21 protein-coding genes and 2 pseudogenes are annotated in these 20,629 nt (G+C 53.3%); 16 read left to right on the top strand and 7 right to left on the bottom strand.

What is annotated here, in order from left to right; translation table 11 throughout:
* Nucleotides 1-87: 87 nt before the first annotated feature.
* Both ACOOGA_RS03835 and ACOOGA_RS03830 read left to right on the top strand, forming a co-directional pair.
* Entirely contained in the window at nt 88-558 is a 471-nt protein-coding gene (locus ACOOGA_RS03835) for a (2Fe-2S)-binding protein (RefSeq protein ID WP_417460388.1), read from the top strand.
* On the top strand, nt 555-2,801 hold the full coding sequence (locus tag ACOOGA_RS03830) for a molybdopterin cofactor-binding domain-containing protein (RefSeq protein ID WP_417460387.1): 2,247 nt from the start codon (nt 555-557) through the stop codon (nt 2,799-2,801). The genes ACOOGA_RS03835 and ACOOGA_RS03830 overlap by 4 nt, the downstream gene beginning before the upstream one ends.
* A 55-nt stretch (nt 2,802-2,856) precedes the next feature.
* Here ACOOGA_RS03830 and ACOOGA_RS03825 read toward each other — a convergent pair whose 3' ends face one another.
* Both ACOOGA_RS03825 and ACOOGA_RS03820 read right to left on the bottom strand, forming a co-directional pair.
* Nucleotides 2,857-4,401, bottom strand: coding sequence for a PH domain-containing protein (locus tag ACOOGA_RS03825; RefSeq protein ID WP_420429488.1), 1,545 nt, complete (start codon nt 4,399-4,401; stop codon nt 2,857-2,859).
* Nucleotides 4,388-4,924: a PH domain-containing protein gene (locus ACOOGA_RS03820; protein WP_420429486.1), complete on the bottom strand. Its 537-nt coding sequence runs from the start codon at nt 4,922-4,924 to the stop codon at nt 4,388-4,390. Before ACOOGA_RS03820 ends, ACOOGA_RS03825 begins: the two co-directional genes overlap by 14 nt.
* Before the next feature lie 141 nt (nt 4,925-5,065).
* Between ACOOGA_RS03820 and ACOOGA_RS03815 the strand changes: the two are divergent.
* The 3 genes and pseudogenes from ACOOGA_RS03815 to ACOOGA_RS03805 all read left to right on the top strand — a co-directional run.
* Nucleotides 5,066-5,455 (top strand): annotated as a pseudogene (locus ACOOGA_RS03815) (ATP-binding cassette domain-containing protein); the annotation flags it as partial.
* A 531-nt stretch (nt 5,456-5,986) separates the two neighbouring features.
* Nucleotides 5,987-6,310: pseudogene (locus ACOOGA_RS03810) on the top strand (ATP-binding cassette domain-containing protein); the annotation flags it as partial.
* 36 nt (nt 6,311-6,346) lie between these two features.
* Nucleotides 6,347-6,880, top strand: coding sequence for a hypothetical protein (locus ACOOGA_RS03805; RefSeq protein WP_420430607.1), 534 nt, complete (start codon nt 6,347-6,349; stop codon nt 6,878-6,880).
* A 59-nt stretch (nt 6,881-6,939) separates the two neighbouring features.
* Here ACOOGA_RS03805 and ACOOGA_RS03800 read toward each other — a convergent pair whose 3' ends face one another.
* Entirely contained in the window at nt 6,940-8,373 is a 1,434-nt protein-coding gene (locus ACOOGA_RS03800) for a YfcC family protein (RefSeq protein WP_420429484.1), read from the bottom strand.
* Nucleotides 8,374-8,517: 144 nt separating this feature from the next.
* Here ACOOGA_RS03800 and ACOOGA_RS03795 point away from each other — a divergent pair, with 144 nt between their 5' ends.
* On the top strand, nt 8,518-9,594 hold the full coding sequence (locus ACOOGA_RS03795; protein WP_420429482.1) for a Kelch repeat-containing protein: 1,077 nt from the start codon (nt 8,518-8,520) through the stop codon (nt 9,592-9,594).
* Here ACOOGA_RS03795 and ACOOGA_RS03790 read toward each other — a convergent pair.
* Entirely contained in the window at nt 9,591-10,031 is a 441-nt protein-coding gene (locus ACOOGA_RS03790) for a GFA family protein (RefSeq protein WP_420429480.1), read from the bottom strand. The two genes, ACOOGA_RS03795 and ACOOGA_RS03790, sit on opposite strands and share 4 nt — an antisense overlap.
* Before the next feature lie 203 nt (nt 10,032-10,234).
* On the opposite strand from ACOOGA_RS03790, the gene ACOOGA_RS03785 reads away from it, so the two are divergent.
* The 10 genes from ACOOGA_RS03785 to ACOOGA_RS03740 all read left to right on the top strand — a co-directional run bounded on the left by ACOOGA_RS03785 (nt 10,235) and on the right by ACOOGA_RS03740 (nt 17,507).
* Nucleotides 10,235-10,990: a YebC/PmpR family DNA-binding transcriptional regulator gene (locus tag ACOOGA_RS03785; protein ID WP_417460380.1), complete on the top strand. Its 756-nt coding sequence runs from the start codon at nt 10,235-10,237 to the stop codon at nt 10,988-10,990.
* A 69-nt stretch (nt 10,991-11,059) separates the two neighbouring features.
* Nucleotides 11,060-11,557 (top strand): crossover junction endodeoxyribonuclease RuvC, encoded by a 498-nt coding sequence (gene ruvC / locus ACOOGA_RS03780; RefSeq protein ID WP_417460379.1) that lies wholly within the window; start codon nt 11,060-11,062, stop codon nt 11,555-11,557.
* Nucleotides 11,554-12,174, top strand: coding sequence for a Holliday junction branch migration protein RuvA (gene ruvA / locus ACOOGA_RS03775; RefSeq protein WP_417460378.1), 621 nt, complete (start codon nt 11,554-11,556; stop codon nt 12,172-12,174). The genes ruvC and ruvA overlap by 4 nt, the downstream gene beginning before the upstream one ends.
* On the top strand, nt 12,171-13,220 hold the full coding sequence (gene ruvB, locus ACOOGA_RS03770) for a Holliday junction branch migration DNA helicase RuvB (RefSeq protein WP_417460377.1): 1,050 nt from the start codon (nt 12,171-12,173) through the stop codon (nt 13,218-13,220). Before ruvA ends, ruvB begins: the two co-directional genes overlap by 4 nt.
* Entirely contained in the window at nt 13,217-13,690 is a 474-nt protein-coding gene (locus ACOOGA_RS03765; protein ID WP_417460376.1) for a YbgC/FadM family acyl-CoA thioesterase, read from the top strand. The genes ruvB and ACOOGA_RS03765 overlap by 4 nt, the downstream gene beginning before the upstream one ends.
* 26 nt (nt 13,691-13,716) lie before the next feature.
* Entirely contained in the window at nt 13,717-14,448 is a 732-nt protein-coding gene (tolQ, locus tag ACOOGA_RS03760; protein WP_417460375.1) for a protein TolQ, read from the top strand.
* Complete coding sequence (gene tolR / locus ACOOGA_RS03755; protein WP_417460374.1) at nt 14,448-14,888, top strand: protein TolR; 441 nt, start codon at nt 14,448-14,450, stop codon at nt 14,886-14,888. Before tolQ ends, tolR begins: the two co-directional genes overlap by 1 nt.
* 13 nt (nt 14,889-14,901) lie before the next feature.
* Nucleotides 14,902-15,783 (top strand): hypothetical protein, encoded by an 882-nt coding sequence (locus ACOOGA_RS03750; protein WP_417460373.1) that lies wholly within the window; start codon nt 14,902-14,904, stop codon nt 15,781-15,783.
* A 12-nt stretch (nt 15,784-15,795) separates the two neighbouring features.
* Nucleotides 15,796-17,151 (top strand): Tol-Pal system beta propeller repeat protein TolB, encoded by a 1,356-nt coding sequence (tolB, locus tag ACOOGA_RS03745; RefSeq protein ID WP_417460372.1) that lies wholly within the window; start codon nt 15,796-15,798, stop codon nt 17,149-17,151.
* Complete coding sequence (locus ACOOGA_RS03740; protein WP_417460371.1) at nt 17,118-17,507, top strand: hypothetical protein; 390 nt, start codon at nt 17,118-17,120, stop codon at nt 17,505-17,507. Before tolB ends, ACOOGA_RS03740 begins: the two co-directional genes overlap by 34 nt.
* Here the strand turns inward: ACOOGA_RS03740 and ACOOGA_RS03735 are convergent.
* The 3 genes from ACOOGA_RS03735 to cysQ form a co-directional block, all read right to left on the bottom strand.
* A complete protein-coding gene (locus ACOOGA_RS03735; protein WP_420429478.1) occupies nt 17,497-18,894 on the bottom strand; it encodes a flavin-containing monooxygenase in 1,398 nt (465 codons plus the stop codon). The genes ACOOGA_RS03740 and ACOOGA_RS03735 overlap by 11 nt on opposite strands.
* Before the next feature lie 168 nt (nt 18,895-19,062).
* On the bottom strand, nt 19,063-19,635 hold the full coding sequence (locus ACOOGA_RS03730) for an NnrU family protein (protein WP_417460369.1): 573 nt from the start codon (nt 19,633-19,635) through the stop codon (nt 19,063-19,065).
* Between the two features lie 59 nt (nt 19,636-19,694).
* On the bottom strand, nt 19,695-20,507 hold the full coding sequence (cysQ, locus tag ACOOGA_RS03725; protein WP_417460368.1) for a 3'(2'),5'-bisphosphate nucleotidase CysQ: 813 nt from the start codon (nt 20,505-20,507) through the stop codon (nt 19,695-19,697).
* Nucleotides 20,508-20,629: the final 122 nt, after the last annotated feature.

The following is a 20,629-nucleotide window of genomic DNA, read 5'->3' as shown; positions in this document are numbered from 1 at the left end:
GTATCTGGTAAACAGAAGTTGTTTCGACACCTGCCTTATTGACAGTATAGTGTTCCCTCACTGTCAGGACAAGTGAGGGGAAGTTTCATGGAATTCAAGATTAATGGCAAAGCTGTTTCCTATGAAGGTGACGGCGAGATGCCTCTACTGTGGTTTTTGCGCGACCTGCAAGGCATGACGGGCACCAAGTTTGGTTGTGGCGCGGGCCTTTGCGGAGCATGCACTGTGCATGTTGACGGTATGGCTGTTCGTTCTTGCCAGACCTGGATGGATGACGTTGATGGCACCAACATCACGACCATCGAAGGGCTTGCGAACGGCGATACCTACCACGCGCTTCAGGTGGCGTGGGCGGAGAATAATGTACCACAGTGTGGTTACTGCCAATCTGGTCAGATTATGCAGGCCGTTTCACTTCTTGCTGAAACACCAAACCCGACCGACGAGGACATTGATCTGGCGATGTCAGGCAATATTTGTCGGTGTGGTACCTACCAGCGCATCAAGAAGGCGATCCGCGATGTCGCTGACGGTAAGGTGAAGGGAGGTGCGCTATGACCTTCACAATTGAGAATGTATCAAGACGTGGTGTGCTCAAGGGGGCGGGCATTGCAGGCGGACTGGTCCTTACAGCCCCTCTTGTTTCCAAGGGGTTGATGGCCGAAATCAATAAAGCTGCGGGTAAGCTTGCGGCAACGAACTATCTCTCCATCTCAGAAGATGGAACAGTGAATATCTTTATTCACCGTGTGGAAATGGGGCAGGGAAGCCGTACAGGTTTGCCACAGATCATTGCTGACGAGTTGGACGCTGACTGGGACCGTATCAATTTTGTTGCTGCTTTTGGTGACCAGAAATTTGGCGATCAGAACACCGATGGTTCCACCTCTATTCGCAAATTCTATGATGCCTTCCGGCATGCGGGTGCGGCCGCTCGCATGATGCTCGAGCAGGCTGCTGCCGCACGTTGGGGCGTCGCAGCATCAGATGTGGCGGCAAAAGAACATCGCATTCATAACAAAATTTCTGGTCAATCAGCAGACTTTAGTGAGTTTGTGACTGACGCAGCGGCGCTGCCGGTGCCGGATGCGAATGCAGTGACCTATAAAGCCAAAGACGCGCGCCGCTTTGTCGGTAAGCCTGTCCGCAACATCTATATGAAAGATTTTGTAACCGGCTCAAGCCAGTTCGGGCAAGACGTCCGGCGTGAGGGCATGATTTATGCTGCCGCGATGCGCCCACCGGTGGTAGGTGGTAAGCTCACTGGATATGACAAAGATGCTGCCATGGCTGTGGCGGGTGTTGTTGACGTAGTTGAATTCCCCGCCGTTGATAAACCCTATATGTTCAAGCCGCTTGGTGGTGTAGCCGTGTTGGCCACCAATACCTGGGCGGCGAAAAAAGGGCTTGAAGCTCTGAACGCCGAGTTTGAGGCGGGTGAAAACGGCGGCTATGACACCACAGAGTATGAAAAAGCGCTCTGGCAGTCGATTGACGGTGAAGATGTAAACCACCTGAAGCGGGGCGATGTTGAAGCAGCGCTCGCTTCTGCAGATACAGTGATAGAGGCGGACTATTTTGTGCCGCACCTGCATCACGCTCCGATGGAGCCACCTGCCGCGACAGCAGAATGGCAGGGTGACAAGTTGATGATGTGGGTTTGTTGTCAGGACCCGCAGTCTGTTCAGCAGACGGTTGCGCCTTATGTGAACATGAAACCTGAAGATATTCATGTGGAAGCCACACTTCTTGGTGGTGCGTTTGGCCGTAAATCCAAGCCGGATTTTGCTGCTGAAGCAGCTATTCTTGCCAAGCACGCAGGCAAGCCTGTGAAGATGGTCTGGAGCCGTGAAGATGATATGCAGCACAGCTACTATCACACGATCTCAGCTCAGCGTGTGAAGGGCGGTTTGGATGCGGACGGCCAGGTGATTGCCTGGAAGCACAAAACCGCTTTCCCTTCCATTTTCGAGATATTCAACCCGGCAACGGATAGCCCGGTTGCGCTCGAGATGGGCCTCGGGCTTCTCGACATGCCGTTTGAAACACCAAACCTTCAGATCGACGCAGGTAAGGTGAAGGGCCATGTTCGTATCGGCTGGATGCGGTCTGTGACCAATATTCAACATGCCTTTGCGATAGGATCCTTTGTTGACGAGCTTGCACATGCCAGCGGCAAGAATACCGCTGATATGTGGCGTGAGTTGATTGGTAGTGACCGCAGTATCAACCCCAAAGACGATGGGGCGGACTATTTCAACTACGGTGAAACGCTTGAGCGTCATCCACTTGACACTGCACGGCTTAAAGCGGTGCTGGATAAGGTTGTTGAAATGTCTGGTTTCGGCAAAGACATGCCTGAAGGCAGTGGTCTTGGTATCTCCGTTCACCGTAGCTTCGTGAGCTATATCGCCACAGTGGTTGAAGTGAACGTAAGCGACGATGGTACCATGACTGTGCCACGCACATGGATGGCGGTAGATTGTGGTCTGGCGGTGAATCCGGATCGAGTTAATGCGCAAATGGAAGGTGCGGCGGTCTTCGGGTTATCATTGGCGCTTCATGGTGAGATCACAGCTGAAAACGGCCAGATTGTGCAAAGTAACTTTGACGGATACCCTGTTTGTCGCATCGAAGAAGCACCACATGTTGAGGTCGCGATCATGGATAATGATCACGTTCCTGGCGGCGTGGGTGAGCCCGGTGTGCCGCCGTTTGCGCCCGCGCTGACAAACGCCATTTTCGCGGCAACAGGCAAGCGTATTCGCCGTTTGCCGATCAGGGACCAACTCACAGCCTAGATGATAAAATCGATAGTCGTCGAGGGGCGGTCTTTTGGCCGCCCTTTGTATTTTTCTATATCCAGGGGGTAGTGTCGCTCTCGATTTTAAAAAGGATATGGTCGCGCCATGCGGCGGCTTCATGCGCTGTGATATAGGGTATCTTTACCGTATGGCCCGCAAGCTTGATAACCACAGATGAGAGGTTCTGCCGCCGTTGGCCGGGCGTGCGCTTTATCTCGACGCTCTGAACCTTGTGAAAGGGGAAAATCATATATTTGTGGCCAACCACACCGGTTCGAACAACACCGAAGCGCCCGTCGCTCCAGAAACCTTGCTTTTGGTAGTGTAATAGCATCAGAGGCAGGATTAGGATTGGCGCAAGAGAAAACAAAAGCCACCAGGCGTTGATGAGCTGACTAAGCAGGATCGCTATCGCAGCCGCAGGCAGGCCATAATCCACCAAAAGAAGCTTGCGAAGGTATAGTTTGTTTATTGGTTGGAAAATAACGCTATTCCAGGGCAGGTCTGGGTATAGTTTTGCAACTAGCCCACTCACCTGGTCATCCGTGAGGCTGGGAATTATAAATTTGCTACTCTTCTTGCCCATCTCAGGCTGCTCAGCACTACTGAAACTGATTTGTTTCAATGTCAGGTGGCTGCGGTTCAGCAATTTGGCGGGCCAGGTTTGGCTGACCTGTAACATCTGTATCTTGCTTTCAGACAAGCTGGTTTCAGACCGTTCAAATAGCCCCTTGATACGCAGGAAACGTCCCTGCGTATGGCTGAGTTGATAGTCGTGGTAGATAACAATCGCGCCGATGACTGACACGAGTAGAAGAAGTGATACTACAGCGAGAATGCCAGCCAACGAAAATGCCGCCAGCATAAAAGGATTATCCGTGCTGATGTATTGCCCGGGGATGCTTATCCAGTCAAATACGCGCAGATAGTTGCTGTCATCAATCTGGCTGATCGCACCAGCGGCAAGCCCTGCAAACACCCAGATATTATTGTTGGATAGCCCGTAACGTGCCAGTTCTCCATTATTTTGGTGAATGAAGGGCATGGCAGATTCTTGGCTTTCTTCTTCAGATGCAGGATTAGCTGCCGCAGGTGTTGGGGCGTCCAGAACCGTTTTGCGCAGGTCTAGCGCCAGTGATTTTGGGACACCCGCGAGGCTCACTTCTTCCTGTGCTGAGCCTGCGCTCTCCAGCGCCATGATCACAAGGCCAAAGGGCTTGAAGTAAACTGGCTCTTTGATGGCAATATTCTGTATGCGGTCAAACGATAGGGTTAGACGCTTTTTCTGGATCACTCCCTTCTGGATGAGGAAGGCGTTTTTGTTGATCCGGAAACGGAAGTTTAAGTAGCTCAATATTGAAGCTGCGATGAGAAGCGCTACCGCACCTGCAACGACATAAAAGATAACCGTGGAACGATTGTCTCCTGCCGCGACAAAAATACCGCCGAATACCGCAACATTTTGAACACCTTGTTTCATGAAGGTGACGATGAATTTGAGAATGAAATAGATAATCGCGGTTGGTGCCAGGCGTTGCCAAGTCTGAACGTTCGAGATCTCAGCTTCTTCAGTCAAGCCAGCCTCATGCATCGTCATGGTCCGCGCCGGCTTTTTCAAGTACAAAGGCTCTCAGTTTCGCGGCCTCCGCCTCGGGTAGTGAGGGAATGCGGAGGTCTGCGCTTCCGCCACCAGCTGCGAAAAACTTGAGCGTTGAAAGGCCAAAGAGCCGTTCAAGTGGGCCGCGCTCCACCTCAACATGCTGTATGCGATTAAAGGGCAAGGAAGCTTCGTTACGCCATATAATGCCGTGCTTATAGTGCACGTCGTGTTCCCGCAGAGCATAACCACACCCATTTGTATAGATGTGGCACAGAACAACAATGAACGGCACGGGAATGATTGGCAGAATAAGGTAGCTATATCCAGTAAACAGCGAACTCTCGATCGTGCCAATGAGGTTTAGCGTAATCCATGCTGTTGTCAGGGCAAGCCATGACAGGCCGAAACCGATCATCAGGATGTTGGTGTGGTTCGGATCAATGGGGCGGAACTTGATCTCGCCAGCTTCCGGCAAATCTCGCCCTTCCAGCGCACCATTTTGAAACGTTGTGTCGGCCATACATCCCCCATCATTTGGCACTGGAAAATCCCAATCTTTTGCAAGAGAGGGGCTTGTGTGCCTTTCCCATACTTGGGTATAAGGCGGGCGTACCGCAAGGGCTGTGTTCATGCAAGCCCGTTGATCGTTTGAAAGGCAATCATGGCTCCGCCGATTCTGAGTTTGAAGGACATCAACCTTCACTGGGGTGCCAACCCCGTTCTTGACACGCTTGAAATGCATATTGGTGTGACAGACCGCCTGTGTCTTGTTGGGCGAAACGGTACGGGCAAATCAACACTGCTTAAGGTCGTCGCGGGTATTATTGAAGCGGATGGCGGTGAGCGCTGGGTTCAGCCTGGTAGCCGTATTGCCTATTTGCCACAAGAACCGGATGCGAGCGGATACCAAAGCCTCAAGGAATACATTCTTGCTGGGCTGCCTAAGGATGAGCGTGACCAGGATTACCGCGCGGATGTATTGATCGAAGACCTGGATGTTGATGGTGATACAGACCCAGCAGTAGCGTCCGGGGGTGAGTTGCGCCGCGCAGCGCTCGCGCGCACGCTGATCAGCGAGCCTGAACTGCTGCTTTTGGACGAACCAACTAACCATCTTGATATCAACACCATCCAGTGGCTGGAGACCTATTTGAAGAGCTGGCGAGGTGCCATGGTGCTCATCAGCCACGACAGGGCCTTTTTGAAGAATCTGGCAACAGCGTGCCTGTGGCTTGATCGGGGCAAAATTCGTCGGCTTGAGGATGGGTTTGAAAAATTCGAGGAATGGCAGGAGAAAGTTTACGGTGAAGAGGCGGAGGCGCTCAAAAAGCTTGATAAGGTAATCAAGGAAGAGACCCGCTGGTCGGTTGAGGGCATTAGTGCCCGTCGTACCCGCAACCAAGGTCGCCTGCGCCGCTTGTATGATATGCGGAAGGAACGCCGCGAGACGGTGCACGCCGCCGGACAGGTGAACATTTCGCTCGCGGGTGCCGACCGTTCCGGTACACGCGTCATAGAAGCCAAGGGTATCTCCAAGAGTTTCGAAGGCCGCAGGCTTTTTGACAATTTTACCCTGCGCATCAATCGAGGTGACCGTATCGGCATCATCGGTCCTAACGGGGTTGGTAAGTCGACCCTCTTGAAAGTGCTGACGGGCGAACTTGCGCCAGATGCCGGTGAGATCAAGTTGGGTACCAATCTGGAAACCATTGTGATTGATCAAAAGCGCGCGGGCTTGAAGGACGACATGTCTGTGATGGACGTGTTGACCGGCGGTCGTGGGGATTGGGTTTTTGTAGGTGGTGAAAGCCGACATGTGATGACCTACCTGAAGGACTTTTTGTTTGACCCGAGCGTGGCGCATACGCCGGTGTCTGCCTTGTCTGGTGGTGAACGGAACCGGCTCCTTATCGCGGCCAACTTCGCGAAACCTTCAAACCTGATGATCCTTGATGAACCGACAAACGATCTTGATATGGATACCCTTGATTTGTTGCAGGAGGTGCTCGCGGATTATAAGGGTACGATCCTGCTCGTAAGCCACGATAGAGATTTTCTCGACCGGGTTGTTACAAGCTCTGTGGTTATGGAAGGTGATGGTACGGCGACTGAATATGCGGGTGGCTACTCAGACTATAAAGCGCTTAAGGCCAAGTCAGTTGCCGTGCCTGGTTTGGAAAAACCAGCGAAGACCAAAGGAACGGTCACGAACATCGAAAGCGCCGCCAAGAAGAAGGTGAATAAGCTTTCCTATAAAGATCAGCGGGAGCTGGACCAACTGCCCGCCGATGTGGAAACACTTTCGATGAAAATATCCGATATGGAAGCCGAACTGTCGGACCCGGCGCTTTATAGCAAGAACCCCAGCCGCTTTGAGGCTCTTTCAAAAGAGCTGGAAGCCAAGCGTGACGAACTGGATGAAAAAGAAATGCGCTGGCTGGAACTCGAGGAACTTCGGGAAAACCTTCAGGGTTAGGCAATCGACAGGAAACGGCGGCAGATGTACCACCGTTTTGGATTTCGCCGGCGCGCGCTCTAGTTCCCGAACCCGATATACTCACCAAACTGAACTGTGAATATCAGCGTCAGGATTGCCAACGTAAACAGCTTGATGAGAAGCGGGGTCACAAATTTAACCCACTGCACATAGGGTATTTTGCCCAAAGCAAGCGTGCCCACCACAAGGGCGCTTGTTGGCACGATCATATTGGTGAAACCGTCCCCGAACTGATAAGCCAGCACTGCGGTCTGCTGCGATACGCCCGTAAGTTCTGCCAATGGTGACATGATTGGCATGGTGACAAACGCTTGTCCGCTGCCGCTTGGGATGAAAAAATTTGTGATGGTTTGAATAGCCAGCATACCGATGGCTGAGAGGCTAGGGCCTGCGCCGTCTAACAATGACGCAATGGCATTGATGATGGTGTCAATGATCAGGCCATCGGTCAGCACGACCTCAATAGTCCGGGCGAAACCAATCAACAGAGCGGCTGCGGTCATTTCCGCGGCACCAGAGATGAATGTTTTGGCAGCGTCGTTTGGGTCCATACGGGAGATGATTGCTGTGAGTACACCGACGCCGAGGAAAATCGTGTTCAGCTCGCCAATATACCAACCCCTGTTTTGCGCGCCGTAGACAAAAAAGATAATTCCTGCGCCGAAGATCAAGAGAATAGCGCGCCGTGGCCAAGTATAGCTGACGTCCTCTGGCATATCGAAACCCGCACTATAGTCTACGTGAGACACGAGGCTTTTGCTGGGATCGGCGGCAATTTTGCGCGCATATGCGTAGATATGCTGGAATGAAACCAGGATACACAGCGCAAAAACAACGATCCGAAAGCCAAGTCCTGATGTGGGTGGCAGGCCAGCAATGTTTTGGGCGATAATAACACCAAAGGGGTTGGTGCCAGCCGTTGCCCAGCCGACGCCGTAACCTGCCCAGAGAATGCCCATGGCAACAATGCTGTCCAGCTTCATGGCCAGACACATGGTCACCAGAAGGGGAATTAGCGGCATATATTCCTCGCCCATGCCGATGGTGAAGGCACCAACGCCGAAGAGTGTCAGCGTTCCTGCGATCAATAATGCCGGGCTGTTGCCAAAGCGCCTGACCGCGCGGAACAACAAGGCGTCGATCGCGCCTGAAGATCGCATCAGGGCGATCACACCGCCAACCAGAAACACAAGGAAGATGATCTCCTGCGCTGATGCTAACCCACGGGGAATAGCGGAAAGAAAATGCCAGGCGTCAAGAGTGGGCGCTTCTTCCGCTGCAGAAAAACTACCTGCGACAACCATTTCATAATGAGGATTAAACGGTGCAGGTGCCCGTTCGAAAGCACCAGACGGTATGACATAGGTCAGGAGTTGCGCGACAACAATCAGTGAAAAAATAAGAACCAAAGAATCTGGAAACCAGCCCTTTTTCTTGGGTTTCTGGTCCAAATCGGCGGTGCCTGACACCATGAAGTCTCTCCCCAGAGTATTTCTATTATTATTTTACAGATTGTGTCAGCAATAGCGGCGCTTGTCACGCATGACCTAATGAGTGCTGCTGGACATAAGCTTGAATATGCGTGATTTTACATCTGTGGTCAGGGGAGCATTGTGATGCGACATACGTCTCTAGTTAATTGCATGGGGTTGTTTTTTGTTGTCGCGGGCTTTTCAGCCCTGCAAGCGAGTGAATGTATACCACCGCTTCCTGAGCCACACGGCAACAACGCTGTCACTACAGCAGTCGTGGAGGGGCGTCAGACGCTTTTCAGCTTCGCCGGGCTCAAGGTAGGTAAAACATGGCAGGACACATCGAAAGAAGCCTACATGTTTGGTGAAGGTGATGACGCGTGGACCCGCCTGCCAGATATTCCTGTGAGCGAAGGGCGTTTGGCTGCGACAGTCGAAGCAGTGGCAGGCAAGGTTTATTATTTTGGTGGTTACACGGTGGCGGAAGATGGCGCTGAGGTCTCAACGCCAGAGAATTTCCTGTTTGACCCGATCACAAAGAAATACAGCCGGATAGCAGACATGCCGACGCCGACAGATGATGCGGTCAGTTTTGTCTATCAGGATCGGTATATCTATCTGGTTTCAGGTTGGCACAACACAGGCAATATCCGTAACGTGCAGGTATATGACACGCAGGGAGAATCATGGTTCTTGGCGACAGAATATCCCGGCAGCCCTGTTTTTGGTCACGCTGGCGGCATTGTGGGAAACCGCTTTGTGATAGCTGACGGTGTCACGGTTGTTGGCGTGGATGAAAACGGGCGTCGCCAATTTGATACGGTAAATGAAGGCTGGATGGGCACCATTCACCCTGAAGACCCAGCTCAAATTACCTATCGCAGGCTACCGCAACTTCCCGGTCGCGGTCATTACCGCATGGGAGGTGAGGGCGATGAGGTTGGAGACCGCGTACTCTTTGTAGGCGGTACACCAAACGCATACAATTATAACGGCATTGGTTACGACAGCGAACCATCCAAGCCCCAGAAACACGTGTTCGCGTGGGACTTCAGCAAGGATAACTGGGTCGCATATGAAGACAAACCTACCGCCAGCATGGACCATCGCGGCCTGATGAAATGGCGCAACGACTGGATTACCGTCGGTGGTATGGTTGATGGACAAGTGGTGACAGGTGATGTGCTGGCTTGGAAATCAGGCGATATAACGTGTGGCTAAAGCCCCACGTCCCAACAGTCTTTCACGGTCACGCCCCTGATCCAGACATCTTGCCAGCGCGCTGTTTTTTCATCCTTTGAAAGCTCTTTTGGCGAAACAGACATAGGCGGCGGGAAATCTGCGCGGGCATTGAGTACGTTAACATTCACGGCAGCGCGGCGTTTTCCGTCCACATCGGCGGTCACACAAGCCAATACGCCGCAGCGCTGACAAAGCCAGAAGCGGGCTGTCATTGAGCCTTGCTCAAACAGGTTTATGGCGGCCTCGTTCTGGATCTCGATTTCCAGTTTTGCATCCGGGTGGGAAAGCCACTTTGCGCCGTTCATCGTGCAAAAATCGCAGTCGCAGGCGCGCGGTATAAGCTCAGCCAGTGGTTTTTCGGTCTCCAGCCGGATACCAATATTGCCGCAATAACAGCCACCCTCAAGCTTCTGCACCTGTGCCTCCTTGATCGTATTTCCTAACGCGTTTGCACCTTCGCATATCACGACGCACTGATATAGCCGGAAAATGCCAACTTCCCCCTGTTCAAGCTGCTTAAATCTGCTAATAAGAGGGCCAACCGGCGCCCGGCAATGTATGGCTGTGACGCTGCGACCATATAAACATCAACAATAAGGATAAGCTGCAGAGGGTAACCATGGCAGGCCATTCCAAATTTAAAAATATTATGCACCGCAAGGGCGCTCAAGATAAAAAGCGCTCTAAAATCTTCTCGAAACTCAGCCGTGAGATCACGGTCGCGGCGAAAATGGGCGGCGAAGATATCGATAGCAACCCAAGGCTGCGCCTCGCGGTTGCGACGGCTCGCTCCCAGTCGATGCCGAAAGATAACATCGAACGTGCGATTGCCAAGGCATCTGGCGGTGACGCTGAGAACTATGATGAGCTGCGCTACGAGGGGTATGCCTCAGGCGGGGTTGGCATCATCGTTGAAGCGCTGACCGATAACCGGAACCGTACGGCATCTGATGTCCGGACCATTTTCGGTAAAGCTGGCGGCAACATGGGGGAAAGCGGCTCTGTTGGCTTCATGTTTGATCGTGTGGGTGAAATTACCTATCCGGCTGATGTGGCAGACGCGGACGCCATGTTTGAGGCAGCACTTGAAGCTGGCGCCGATGAAGTTGAATCGGATGAGGATGGCCACGCCATTTATACTGACGCGGCCGACCTTCACGCCGTTGTTGCAGCGCTGACAGAGGCCTTTGGTGGCACTGAACCTGAAAGTGCGAAGCTGATCTTCAAGCCGAAGGAGCCTATGGTTCTGGACAAAGATGGCGCAGAAAAAGTGATGCGGCTCATTGAAGCGCTTGAAGATAACGACGACGTACAAACCGTGTTCGGCAATTACGATATACCTGACGATGTCCTCGCTGAACTGGATAGCGAATAAACAAGACTATTGGCCCATTTGTAATTGCGCAGATGGGCCTTGCCTTTCAGGGAGAGGATAGGCGGCCAGATGCGGCTATTGGGGCTTGATCCGGGACTTCAGAAAACCGGTTGGGGGATCGTCGAAAGTGTCGGTACCCGACTAAGCCACGTTGCGAACGGGACCGTTACCTCGGACCCTAAAAAATCCCTCGCGGAACGACTGGTTGAACTGCACGACGGCCTTGAGGCTGTGCTCAAAGAGTGGCGCCCTCAGTCCTGTGCCGTTGAAGAAACTTTCGTCAATAAAAACCCTACCTCAACACTGAAGCTTGGTCAGGCTCGTGGCATCGCGCTTCTCGTGCCCTCTCAGGCTGGTTTGAGCGTGGCGGAATACACGCCAAACCATGTCAAAAAATCGGTGGTGGGCGTTGGTCATGCGGCAAAGGAACAGGTGGATGCCATGGTGCGTATCCTGTTGCCCGGCGTGAAAATAAACGGCCCAGATGCCGCAGATGCGCTTGCAGTTGCGATCTGTCATGCGCATCATGTGGCAACGATGAAAAATATTGGGGGAGCGCTCCGTTGATTGCGAAGCTGACAGGCATTTTGGATAGCGTTGGTGACGATTGGGTGATCGTTGACGTGAGCGGTGTTGGTTACATTTGCCATGCGTCTTCCCGCACGCTTTCTGCCATGCCGGGCCGGGGTGAGGCAGTGCAGCTCCATGTTGAGACTGTGGTACGCGAAGATGCGATCACGCTATACGGGTTCGCTGAAGTTGCTGAACGCAATATGTTCCGTTTGCTGACAAGTGTGCAGGGTGTGGGGGCCAAGGTTGGCCTGGCCATTCTCTCCACGCTCGCGCCAAATGAGCTTCAAAACGCTATTGCGGCCCAAGACAAAACGGCAGTTGCGCGTGCAAAAGGCGTTGGACCGAAGGTTGCACAACGCATCGTGCATGAGTTGAAGGATAAGGTAACGGGCCTTGTGTTTCAGCCGAAGGGGGTGCAGTTGGCATCAGGCGGTGCGGCGCCTGTGGCGGCAAGTGGCGCGATTGAAGATGCAATTTCGGCCCTTGTGAACCTCGGGTACAAGCCGGTGGAGGCGCACGGCGCTGTCGCGAAGGCTGCCGGCGAATTGGGTGAGGGGGCAGATGTGGGCGCTCTTGTGCCTGCAGCTCTTAAGGAACTGAGTAGCTTATGAGTGAAGCGGAAGACAGATTGCTGAGCGGAACCGAAGGTTCAAGCGACCCGGTAGATGTTGGTCTGCGACCACAAACGCTTAAAGAATTCATTGGCCAGGAACAAGCGCGCGAGAACCTCGAGGTTTTTATCGGCGCAGCACGGGCTCGGGGCGAAGCGATGGACCATGTGTTGTTTTTTGGCCCGCCTGGCCTTGGTAAAACTACCTTGGCGCAAATTGTTGCGCGCGAACTTGGTGTAAACTTCCGTGCGACCTCTGGCCCCGTGATCTCAAAAGCAGGTGACCTTGCTGCGTTGCTGACCAACCTGCAGGAACGCGACGTTCTGTTTATCGATGAAATTCACCGCCTTAACCCGGCGGTTGAAGAAGTACTCTACCCCGCAATGGAAGATTTCCAGCTTGATCTGATCATTGGCGAGGGGCCAGCAGCCCGCTCGGTGCGGATCGACCTGCCACAGTTTACACTCGTTGGTGCGACCACCCGGTCAGGTTTGATAACCAAACCGCTCAGAGACCGTTTTGGCATCCCCACGAGGCTTGATTTTTATACGACCGACGAACTCACTGAGGTGGTGCGGCGCGGTGCCCGCCTTCTTGAGCTGAATATCAGCGAAGATGGCGCACGTGAAGTGGCGGCGCGGTCTCGTGGCACACCGCGGATCGCCGGGCGCTTGCTTCGCCGCGTGCGGGACTTTGCTCTAGTTGCAGAACGTGACGTGGTTGACCGTGTGGCGGCAGACGCGGCGCTTAACCGGCTACAGGTTGATAATCTTGGCCTCGACAGCATGGACCGGCGGTACCTGAAATGTATTGGCGTGACATACACAGGCGGGCCGGTTGGTGTTGAGACACTGGCCGCCGCACTGTCGGAACCACGTGACGCAATTGAAGATATCATTGAGCCCTATTTGATGCAGATTGGTCTCGTTCAGCGCACGCCGCGCGGGCGTATGCTTTCACCGGATGGATGGAAGCACCTCGGCTTGACCCCGCCGCCTGTTTCTGGCGGCGCAGGCCAGCCTGATATGTTTGGAGGCGCAAAATGACAGGCATAGTTGCTGAAGGTGAATGGCAAGACGGGGTTTTTCACTTTCCGATCCGTGTCTATTACGAAGATACCGACGTAGGCGGTATGGTTTACCATGGCCGCTATGTCAGCTTTTTTGAGAGGGTCCGGACGGAGAGCATCAGGAATACCGCAGCCGACGTGAATCACCTTTTTGACCTACCGGAAGCGGAGGGCGGGCCGCTTACTTACGTGGTCTCGAATATCAATATTAGGTATCACCGGCAGGCGAAGGTGGGTGATGTCCTTATCGGTCATTCCAAAGTGACTAAAGTTCGTGCGGCCGCGATCGAAGTACAGCAGTGGATTACCCGTGATGGCGAGATGGTTACGGAAGCAGAAGTGCTTGTGGCGGTGATTGGTACGGATGGCAGGCCAAAACGATGGCCTAATTCTGCCCGAATTTGTTGGCAGAAATGGATGGATGAAGCGGCCGAGAGCCAGCGTTAAGAATTTAGAGAGGCAGGGAGACAGGAATGCAAGAACAAATCGTGCAAGGGGTGGAAGCAGTTCAACTGGGAGGCAATGCGCCTGATTTTTCCATCATGGGCATGTTTTTGCAGGCAGATTTCATAGTGCAAGCGGTGATGATCATGCTTCTGACAGCAAGCCTTTGGTCATGGTCAATCATCTTCAATACCTGGACCCGCCTCAAGGAAGCGCGCGGACAGGCCAACGATTTCGAAGATACCTTCTGGTCTGGCCAGTCCCTTGACGAATTATATGCGGCCCTCAAAAGCGCACCCAATCACCCGCTTGCGGCGGTGTTCGTGGCCGCGATGCGTGAATGGCAACGCAGTTTGGGTACCCGCGGGTCGGGGCTTGATAAAGTAACGGTGCAAGACCGGATTTATAAGGCCATGCATGTCACCACGTCCCGCGAGATGGATAGGCTTGAGGGTCAAGTCGGCTATCTGGCCACTATTGGCTCTGCCGCGCCCTTTGTTGGCCTTTTTGGTACAGTGTGGGGGATCATGAACAGCTTTACATCCATCGCGGTAGCATCAGACACCTCGCTCGCGACTGTAGCACCGGGTATTGCTGAAGCCCTTCTCGCCACAGCGCTGGGCCTCGTAGCAGCTATCCCCGCGGTTATTGGCTACAACAAACTTTCGACCGACCTCGGGCGTTATGCCGGGCGTGTTGAAGGGTTTTCGGATGAGTTTGCGGCCATTCTGTCACGCCAACTGGACGAAAGGGCACACTAATGGGGGCGACAGTTACATCTGGCGGTCGCCCGGACGGGGCCCGCAGGCGCAGAGGGCGGTATCAGCCGCTTGCTGAAATCAACGTCACCCCATTTGTGGATGTGATGCTGGTGCTTCTCATCGTTTTCATGGTGACAGCACCGCTTCTTACCGCTGGCGTGCCAGTAGACCTGCCAAAGGCTGCGGCCAAACCGCTGCCGCAGGATGCCAAACCGCTGGAGATATCCATCAACCATGAAGGTGCCATATTTCTTGTCGACACTGAGGTCTCGTTTGAAGAGCTTGTGCCGCGCCTTTCAGCCATTTCGGGTGCGAGCCGAGACACGCGGATTTATATCCGGGGTGACACAAAGCTGGATTATGGCCGGGTCATGGCGGTGATCGGCGCGATTAACGCAGCGGGCTATACCAAAGTGGCCCTTATAGCGGACCAGAACTGAGACCGAGTGCAGGATGATTAACAACGAACGCATTGGTTGGATACTGTCCGCGACCCTTCATATAGGGGTGGCTGTTGTTGCGCTTGTTGGCTTGCCTGATTTCTCAAAGGATCGCGAGCCACCCCCACCGCCGATCTCGATCGATTTTGTGAAGATTTCCGAGAAAAACCAGGTAGTTGCACCTGAGCCTGAGGCAGAAGAGATCAAGGAAGAGCCGGTTGAGCAGGAGCCTGAGCCCGAATACGCTCCGGAAGAGGTTGTGGAGGCAGCGCCAGCAGAAGCTGTTCCGATGCCGGAAGCAAAGCCAGAGGTGAAGCCGACCCCTCCCAAGCCCACTCCCAAGCCAGAGGTGACAGAGCGCATGGATTTGCGGTCCAACGTCACGCCTAACGCTAAGCCCAAGCCTCCGTCACGCTTGAAGGTTGACAGGCTGAAGGCGCTAATTGACCGCTCGATCAAAGAAGACAATAAACCGACACCTGTTCCAGAAGCGAAAACGGAAGAAAAGAAAGCAGCGCCCAAGAAGGAAGAGCCGAAAACCGATATGTTTGCGGGTATCCGCGGACGAGTAGCGACCGCTACTTTGATGCAGGCTTTGCAGCAGAAGGTCTATAGCTGTTGGAATATCCCGGCGGGCGCCAAAGGCGTGAAAGACATGCAGGTGAACGTCAGCGTTTGGCTTTCAAGTGATGGCACCATGATCGGGCGACCGGAGTTTGTAAATGCAGGCGACCTGAACGACCCGGACCGGGCTTTCTTCCGTGTGTTTGCAGAGAGTGCGCTGCGTGCGGTACAACTGTGTGCCCCGTTTCCTGAGGCGAGTGATTATGTCCGCGAAACCGGGCAGAACCAGATAATTTTCAATTTCAATCCAAAAGCATTTTTGGGTGGATAAAGAGGGATTGGCATGTTGATTGGTCGAATTTGTGCAGTGGTTTTACTGTTGGTTGGGGGCATTACTGGTGCCGCAAACGCACAGCTCACTGTAGATATCACCCGTGGTACGGTAGACCCGGTGCCAATTGCGGTGCCTGAATTCGCGCCCGTTGAAGACCTGGAAACCCCAACCGGTAAGTTGTCGGATATTGGGGCGAGTATTAGCCAGGTTATTACCTCGAACCTTATCTCTACCGGGCTTTTTCGCTCGATCGACCAAAATGCCTTTATTGAGAAGATTACTGCGGCACCGTCTCGCCCACGGTTTGGCGCATGGCGACCTCTGGGTGTGCAAGCGCTGGTAACAGGGCGTCTGCAAATGCTGCCCAACGGCAATTTGCGTGTTGAGTTTCGCCTGTGGGACGTGGTTGCAGAAGCACAGATGGAAGGTGTTGGATATACCACACCGGTTTCCAACTGGCGCCGCACAGCGCATGTAATCTCTGACCGTATCTATAGCCGTCTTACCGGTGAAGAAGGCTATTTCGATACGCGTATCGTGTATATCGCAGAGCAGGGCGACCCGCTTAACCGCAAAAAGCGCCTGGCCATCATGGATCAGGACGGCGCAAACCAACAGTTCCTGACCGACGGTAGCTATCTGGTGTTAACGCCGCGTTTCTCGCCCAACAGGCAGGAAATTACGTTCCTGAGCTATTATAATAATCGCCCTCGGGTGTATCTCTTCAATATCCTGTCCAACAAATTTGAAGTGCTGGGGGATTTCCCGAGCATGACCTTCTCTCCGCGTTTCTCGCCAGACGGCGATAACGTTGTAATGAGTCTGGCTGAGAACGGGAATTCAGACGTCTATGTCATGGACCTTCGAACAAGGCGTGAGGTCCGGCTGACCAATGACCCGGGCATCGACACGTCGCCGAGCTATTCACCTGACGGCAGAAGGATTGTCTTCAATTCTGACCGCGGCGGAAGCCAGCAGCTCTATGTGATGGATGCAGATGGTGACAACGTACACCGTATCAGCTTCGGCAAAGGGCGATATGCAACACCGGTTTGGTCTCCTCGTGGTGATTTGATTGCATTCACCAAAATTGGTGACGGCAAGTTTCGCATTGGCGTGATGCGGCCTGACGGCTCCGGTGAGCGTTTGCTGACGGACGCCTACCAGGATGAAGGCCCAACGTGGTCTCCTAATGGCCGTGTGTTGATGTTCTTCCGTACACCGCCATACGGTAACGGTGGCACGGGCGGGAAACCAAGCCTGTGGTCGGTGGATCTGACCGGGTATAACGAACGACAGGTGCCGACACCATTTGATGCCAGTGACCCAGCGTGGTCACCACCACTGCCTGTTACAAACCGCTGACCATGCAATACGAGGCGATCAGCCCTCTTGATAAGGCCGAAGCCGGAGAGAAGCTGCTCTCCGGCGACACCGAGGCTATTGTTTACGGCCTTCTGGGTGCAGTCGAAGGGGTTGATGATTGGCGCTGGGTGCAGGACCAATGCCTCAGGTTTGTAGCTGATCCGCGAGAGGATGTTGCGCGTGTAGCCATTATTTGCCTTGGGCATCTCGCGCGTATTTGGGGCGAGCTTGATCAAAAACGCGTCAGGGAAAGCCTGAAGGGCGTGAAGGCTAGTGCGTCCCCCCGTATTCTGGGGGCGATAGAAGACGCACTTGGAGACATCAAAATGTTTCTGAAAAAGACGCCTACGAAGTGAACTCATACTCTGAGGGGTCTGCACACTTCATTTCGCGCATGTAGCGCCGCGTACCCCATGGCCAGAGCGTATAGATGCGGCCATCGTCGCCTTGATACCAGCTTTTGCAGTGACCCGCCCAAACAGTGCCTTCTAGGTCGTGTTGCAGTTGCTCATCAAAAGCATCGGCAGCATTTTCTTTTGCTTCCACCGTTTTTGCACCGATTCCCAGCGTGTGTTGGATAGCGCTCAGAATATAGGAAACCTGCGCCTCTATCATCAGGATCACGCTATTATGCCCAAGGCCGCTGTTGGGCCCTAAAAGCATAAACTGGTTCGGAAAACCAGGCATGGCAACGGTTCTGTGTGCCCGTATCCCGCGGGAGAGATACTGGTTCATGGTTAAGCCGCCGCGACCAATAATTTCCACACCTTCCATCTGATCCCATGGTTTGAAGCCCGTTGCGTAGATGATGGTATCCACTGGTCGTCGAACCTCATCTGTGGTGACTATGCTGTCCCCTTCAATGCGGTCTATGGGGTCGGTTATCAATGTGGCTCGGTCGCATTGAAGCGCGGGAAAATAACTATCTGACGCCAAAATTCGCTTACATCCGATTGGGTAGTCAGGCATCAGTTGGTCCCGAAGGGCCGGATCAGCAACCTGAGCCTCAAGATGTTTGATAAACATCTTGGTTGCACGTTTTGAAAAGAAGCGATCACGTCTGAACAAAGGGAAGCGCATTTCAAACAAAAGATAGATTTGCAAGCGATGCAGCTTTTCCAGCAACGGCAAGCGAGTGAACAGTTTTTTTGTACGCTCGGAATATTCCATAAACGGACGCGGCATGATCCAGTTTGGTGTGCGCTGGTAGATATCCAGATGCGACACTTTATCGATGATTTCAGGAATAAGCTGAATGGCACTGGCTGCAGTGCCAATAACCGCTACACGCTTGCCTGTCAGGTCGTGGTTATGGTTCCATTCCGCCGTGTGATAGCTGGTGCCGGCATAGTTTTCCATGCCCGGAATATCAGGGAAACGCGGGATATGAAGCCCACCCATACCGTTGATCAGAAAGTCAGCCTGCGCCCTGCTGCCATCGCTGAACGTGAGTTGCCAACCTTCGCCTTGCCATTCGGCCTTTTTCAACTCCGACCCGAAACGGATGTTTGGGAGGAGGTCGTGTTTGGCTGTGATCTCTTCAATGTATTCCTGAATCTCATCACCGGGTGAGAAAACCTTGCTCCAGTCCGCTTTTGGTTCAAACGAGAAGCTATAAAGGTGGCTGGGTACGTCGCAGGCAACACCGGGATAGGTATTTTCACGCCAGGTACCGCCAACACGGTCCGCTTTCTCATAGAGCATGAAGTTGCCAAGTCCGGCTTTGCGAAGCTGGATCGCCATACACAAGCCAGATAACCCTGCACCAATAATTGCGATTGTTGGAACCTTCTGCCTATGCAGCATGGACGTGCCTTTCCCGAGAGACTTGAAGGCATTTTTAATTGAACACATTAAAATGTAAATAGATATCGCTACTGTGGCGCGGTCTGTCTAACGCAGAAGCCGTTGTTAGGAAGCGAATGGCAACGGGTTCACGCCAATCAGCCATTCGTGGATGAAAAGGAAACCGGTATAGAGCGCCGCGCCAATAAAGACTGTCACGATATCTTTAACGAAGGATTGTTTTGGTGGTTTGACCCAGTCGCCGTCGCGGCGGTTCGCGCCGACCATGGCCAGGATTGTCCACACAAGGAATGTGCCAAACAATAGCACAGACCGTTGCTCTCCATTTGCGAGCAGGTGCCCGATCGCCCAAAGAAGCACGCCTGTTAGCTGCGGGTGCCGAACAAGGCGGCGAATGTTGCTGGGGGCGCGGCTTGAAAAAAATAGAATGAAACCAAAAAGTACCAGAAGTGGCGTGACGTGAAATGCCCATTGCGGCGGCGCATAGAGGATGGTGGGCTCCGTCATAGTCCAACCGAAATATACCAAGGCGAGCGACCCAATAATGACGAGCGAAAAAAGTCCCCGGTAGGCATTTTTTCCCAAACGGGCCATGAGGCTCGCCCGTGTCATCAAGCCGAACACAGGTAGAAGGTGGACCGCAACAAATACCAAAAGTCCTGCGAGCAGTATTATCATCGAAACCTCCCCGGTTAATTCCGGGCTAGGGTACCGTGAAAGCAGGGATCACAAAACAATTAAGTTAATGAAGGCACACTGAAATTTGTATCGGCGCGGCATAGGAACCACGGATTGAGGAAGGTTTTCAGGTCTTTTGCATAAGTAAGGGGGCTGCCGTCGGCCACCTCTACATGCCCACCTGCGGCGAGGAGCACGGCGTGGGCTGCGGCGGTGTCCCACTCACAGGTTGGTCCCAGGCGCGGATAGAGATCGGCCTCGCCCGTTGCCAGGAGACACAATTTGAGGCTCGAGCCTATAGACACATGTTCAGCGCTAGGGAAATGTGCAAGCCAGGCTTCCAGCTCAGCCGAGCGGTGCGATTTGGAGGCAACAATCACAAGGTTTTCAGGATCTGCTATCCGAGCCTTGATAGGTGCTTGGTTAACGAGCTCTCCGCTTCGTACATTGGCTGTCCACGCCCCTATGCCTTTGATGCCCCAATACATTTTGTCCATAGCTGGGGCAAAAACAAAGCCCATAATGGGTACGCCGTTCTCAATCAGGCCGATGTTTACAGTGAAATCAGAGCCCTTTTTGATGAACTCTTTGGTGCCGTCAAGAGGGTCAACGAGCCAGAAGGTACCGCCGGAGATGTCCGGGCATTTGCCTTCTGATTTGGCCTCTTCACCCACAATTGGAATATCGGGAGCGATAAGCTTGAGGGCAGCTTCAATAATAGCTTCGCCGCGCCTGTCAGCTTCCGTTACCGGGGACTGATCCGCCTTGCCAAAAACCTCAAAGTCGCTGTGATAAACTTCCATCACAACATCACCAGCCTCGATCATGGTCTCAAGAATAGGAGTGACAAGCGCTTCGAGCTTCAATGACATGAAAAACCTCACGAATTTTTACAAATATTGTTTCCGTTCTTGGCGTCTCCGCCTGTGTTGGGTATGGTTCTGACACGATAGCTGAAAATGGCAAGATTTAATTGCCAAAATTGGCTGTTTCG

It is taken from the genome of Kordiimonas sp., assembly GCF_965216265.1.
Lineage (GTDB): Bacteria > Pseudomonadota > Alphaproteobacteria > Sphingomonadales > Kordiimonadaceae > Kordiimonas.
This window is presented reverse-complemented; position numbering and strand designations above follow the sequence as displayed.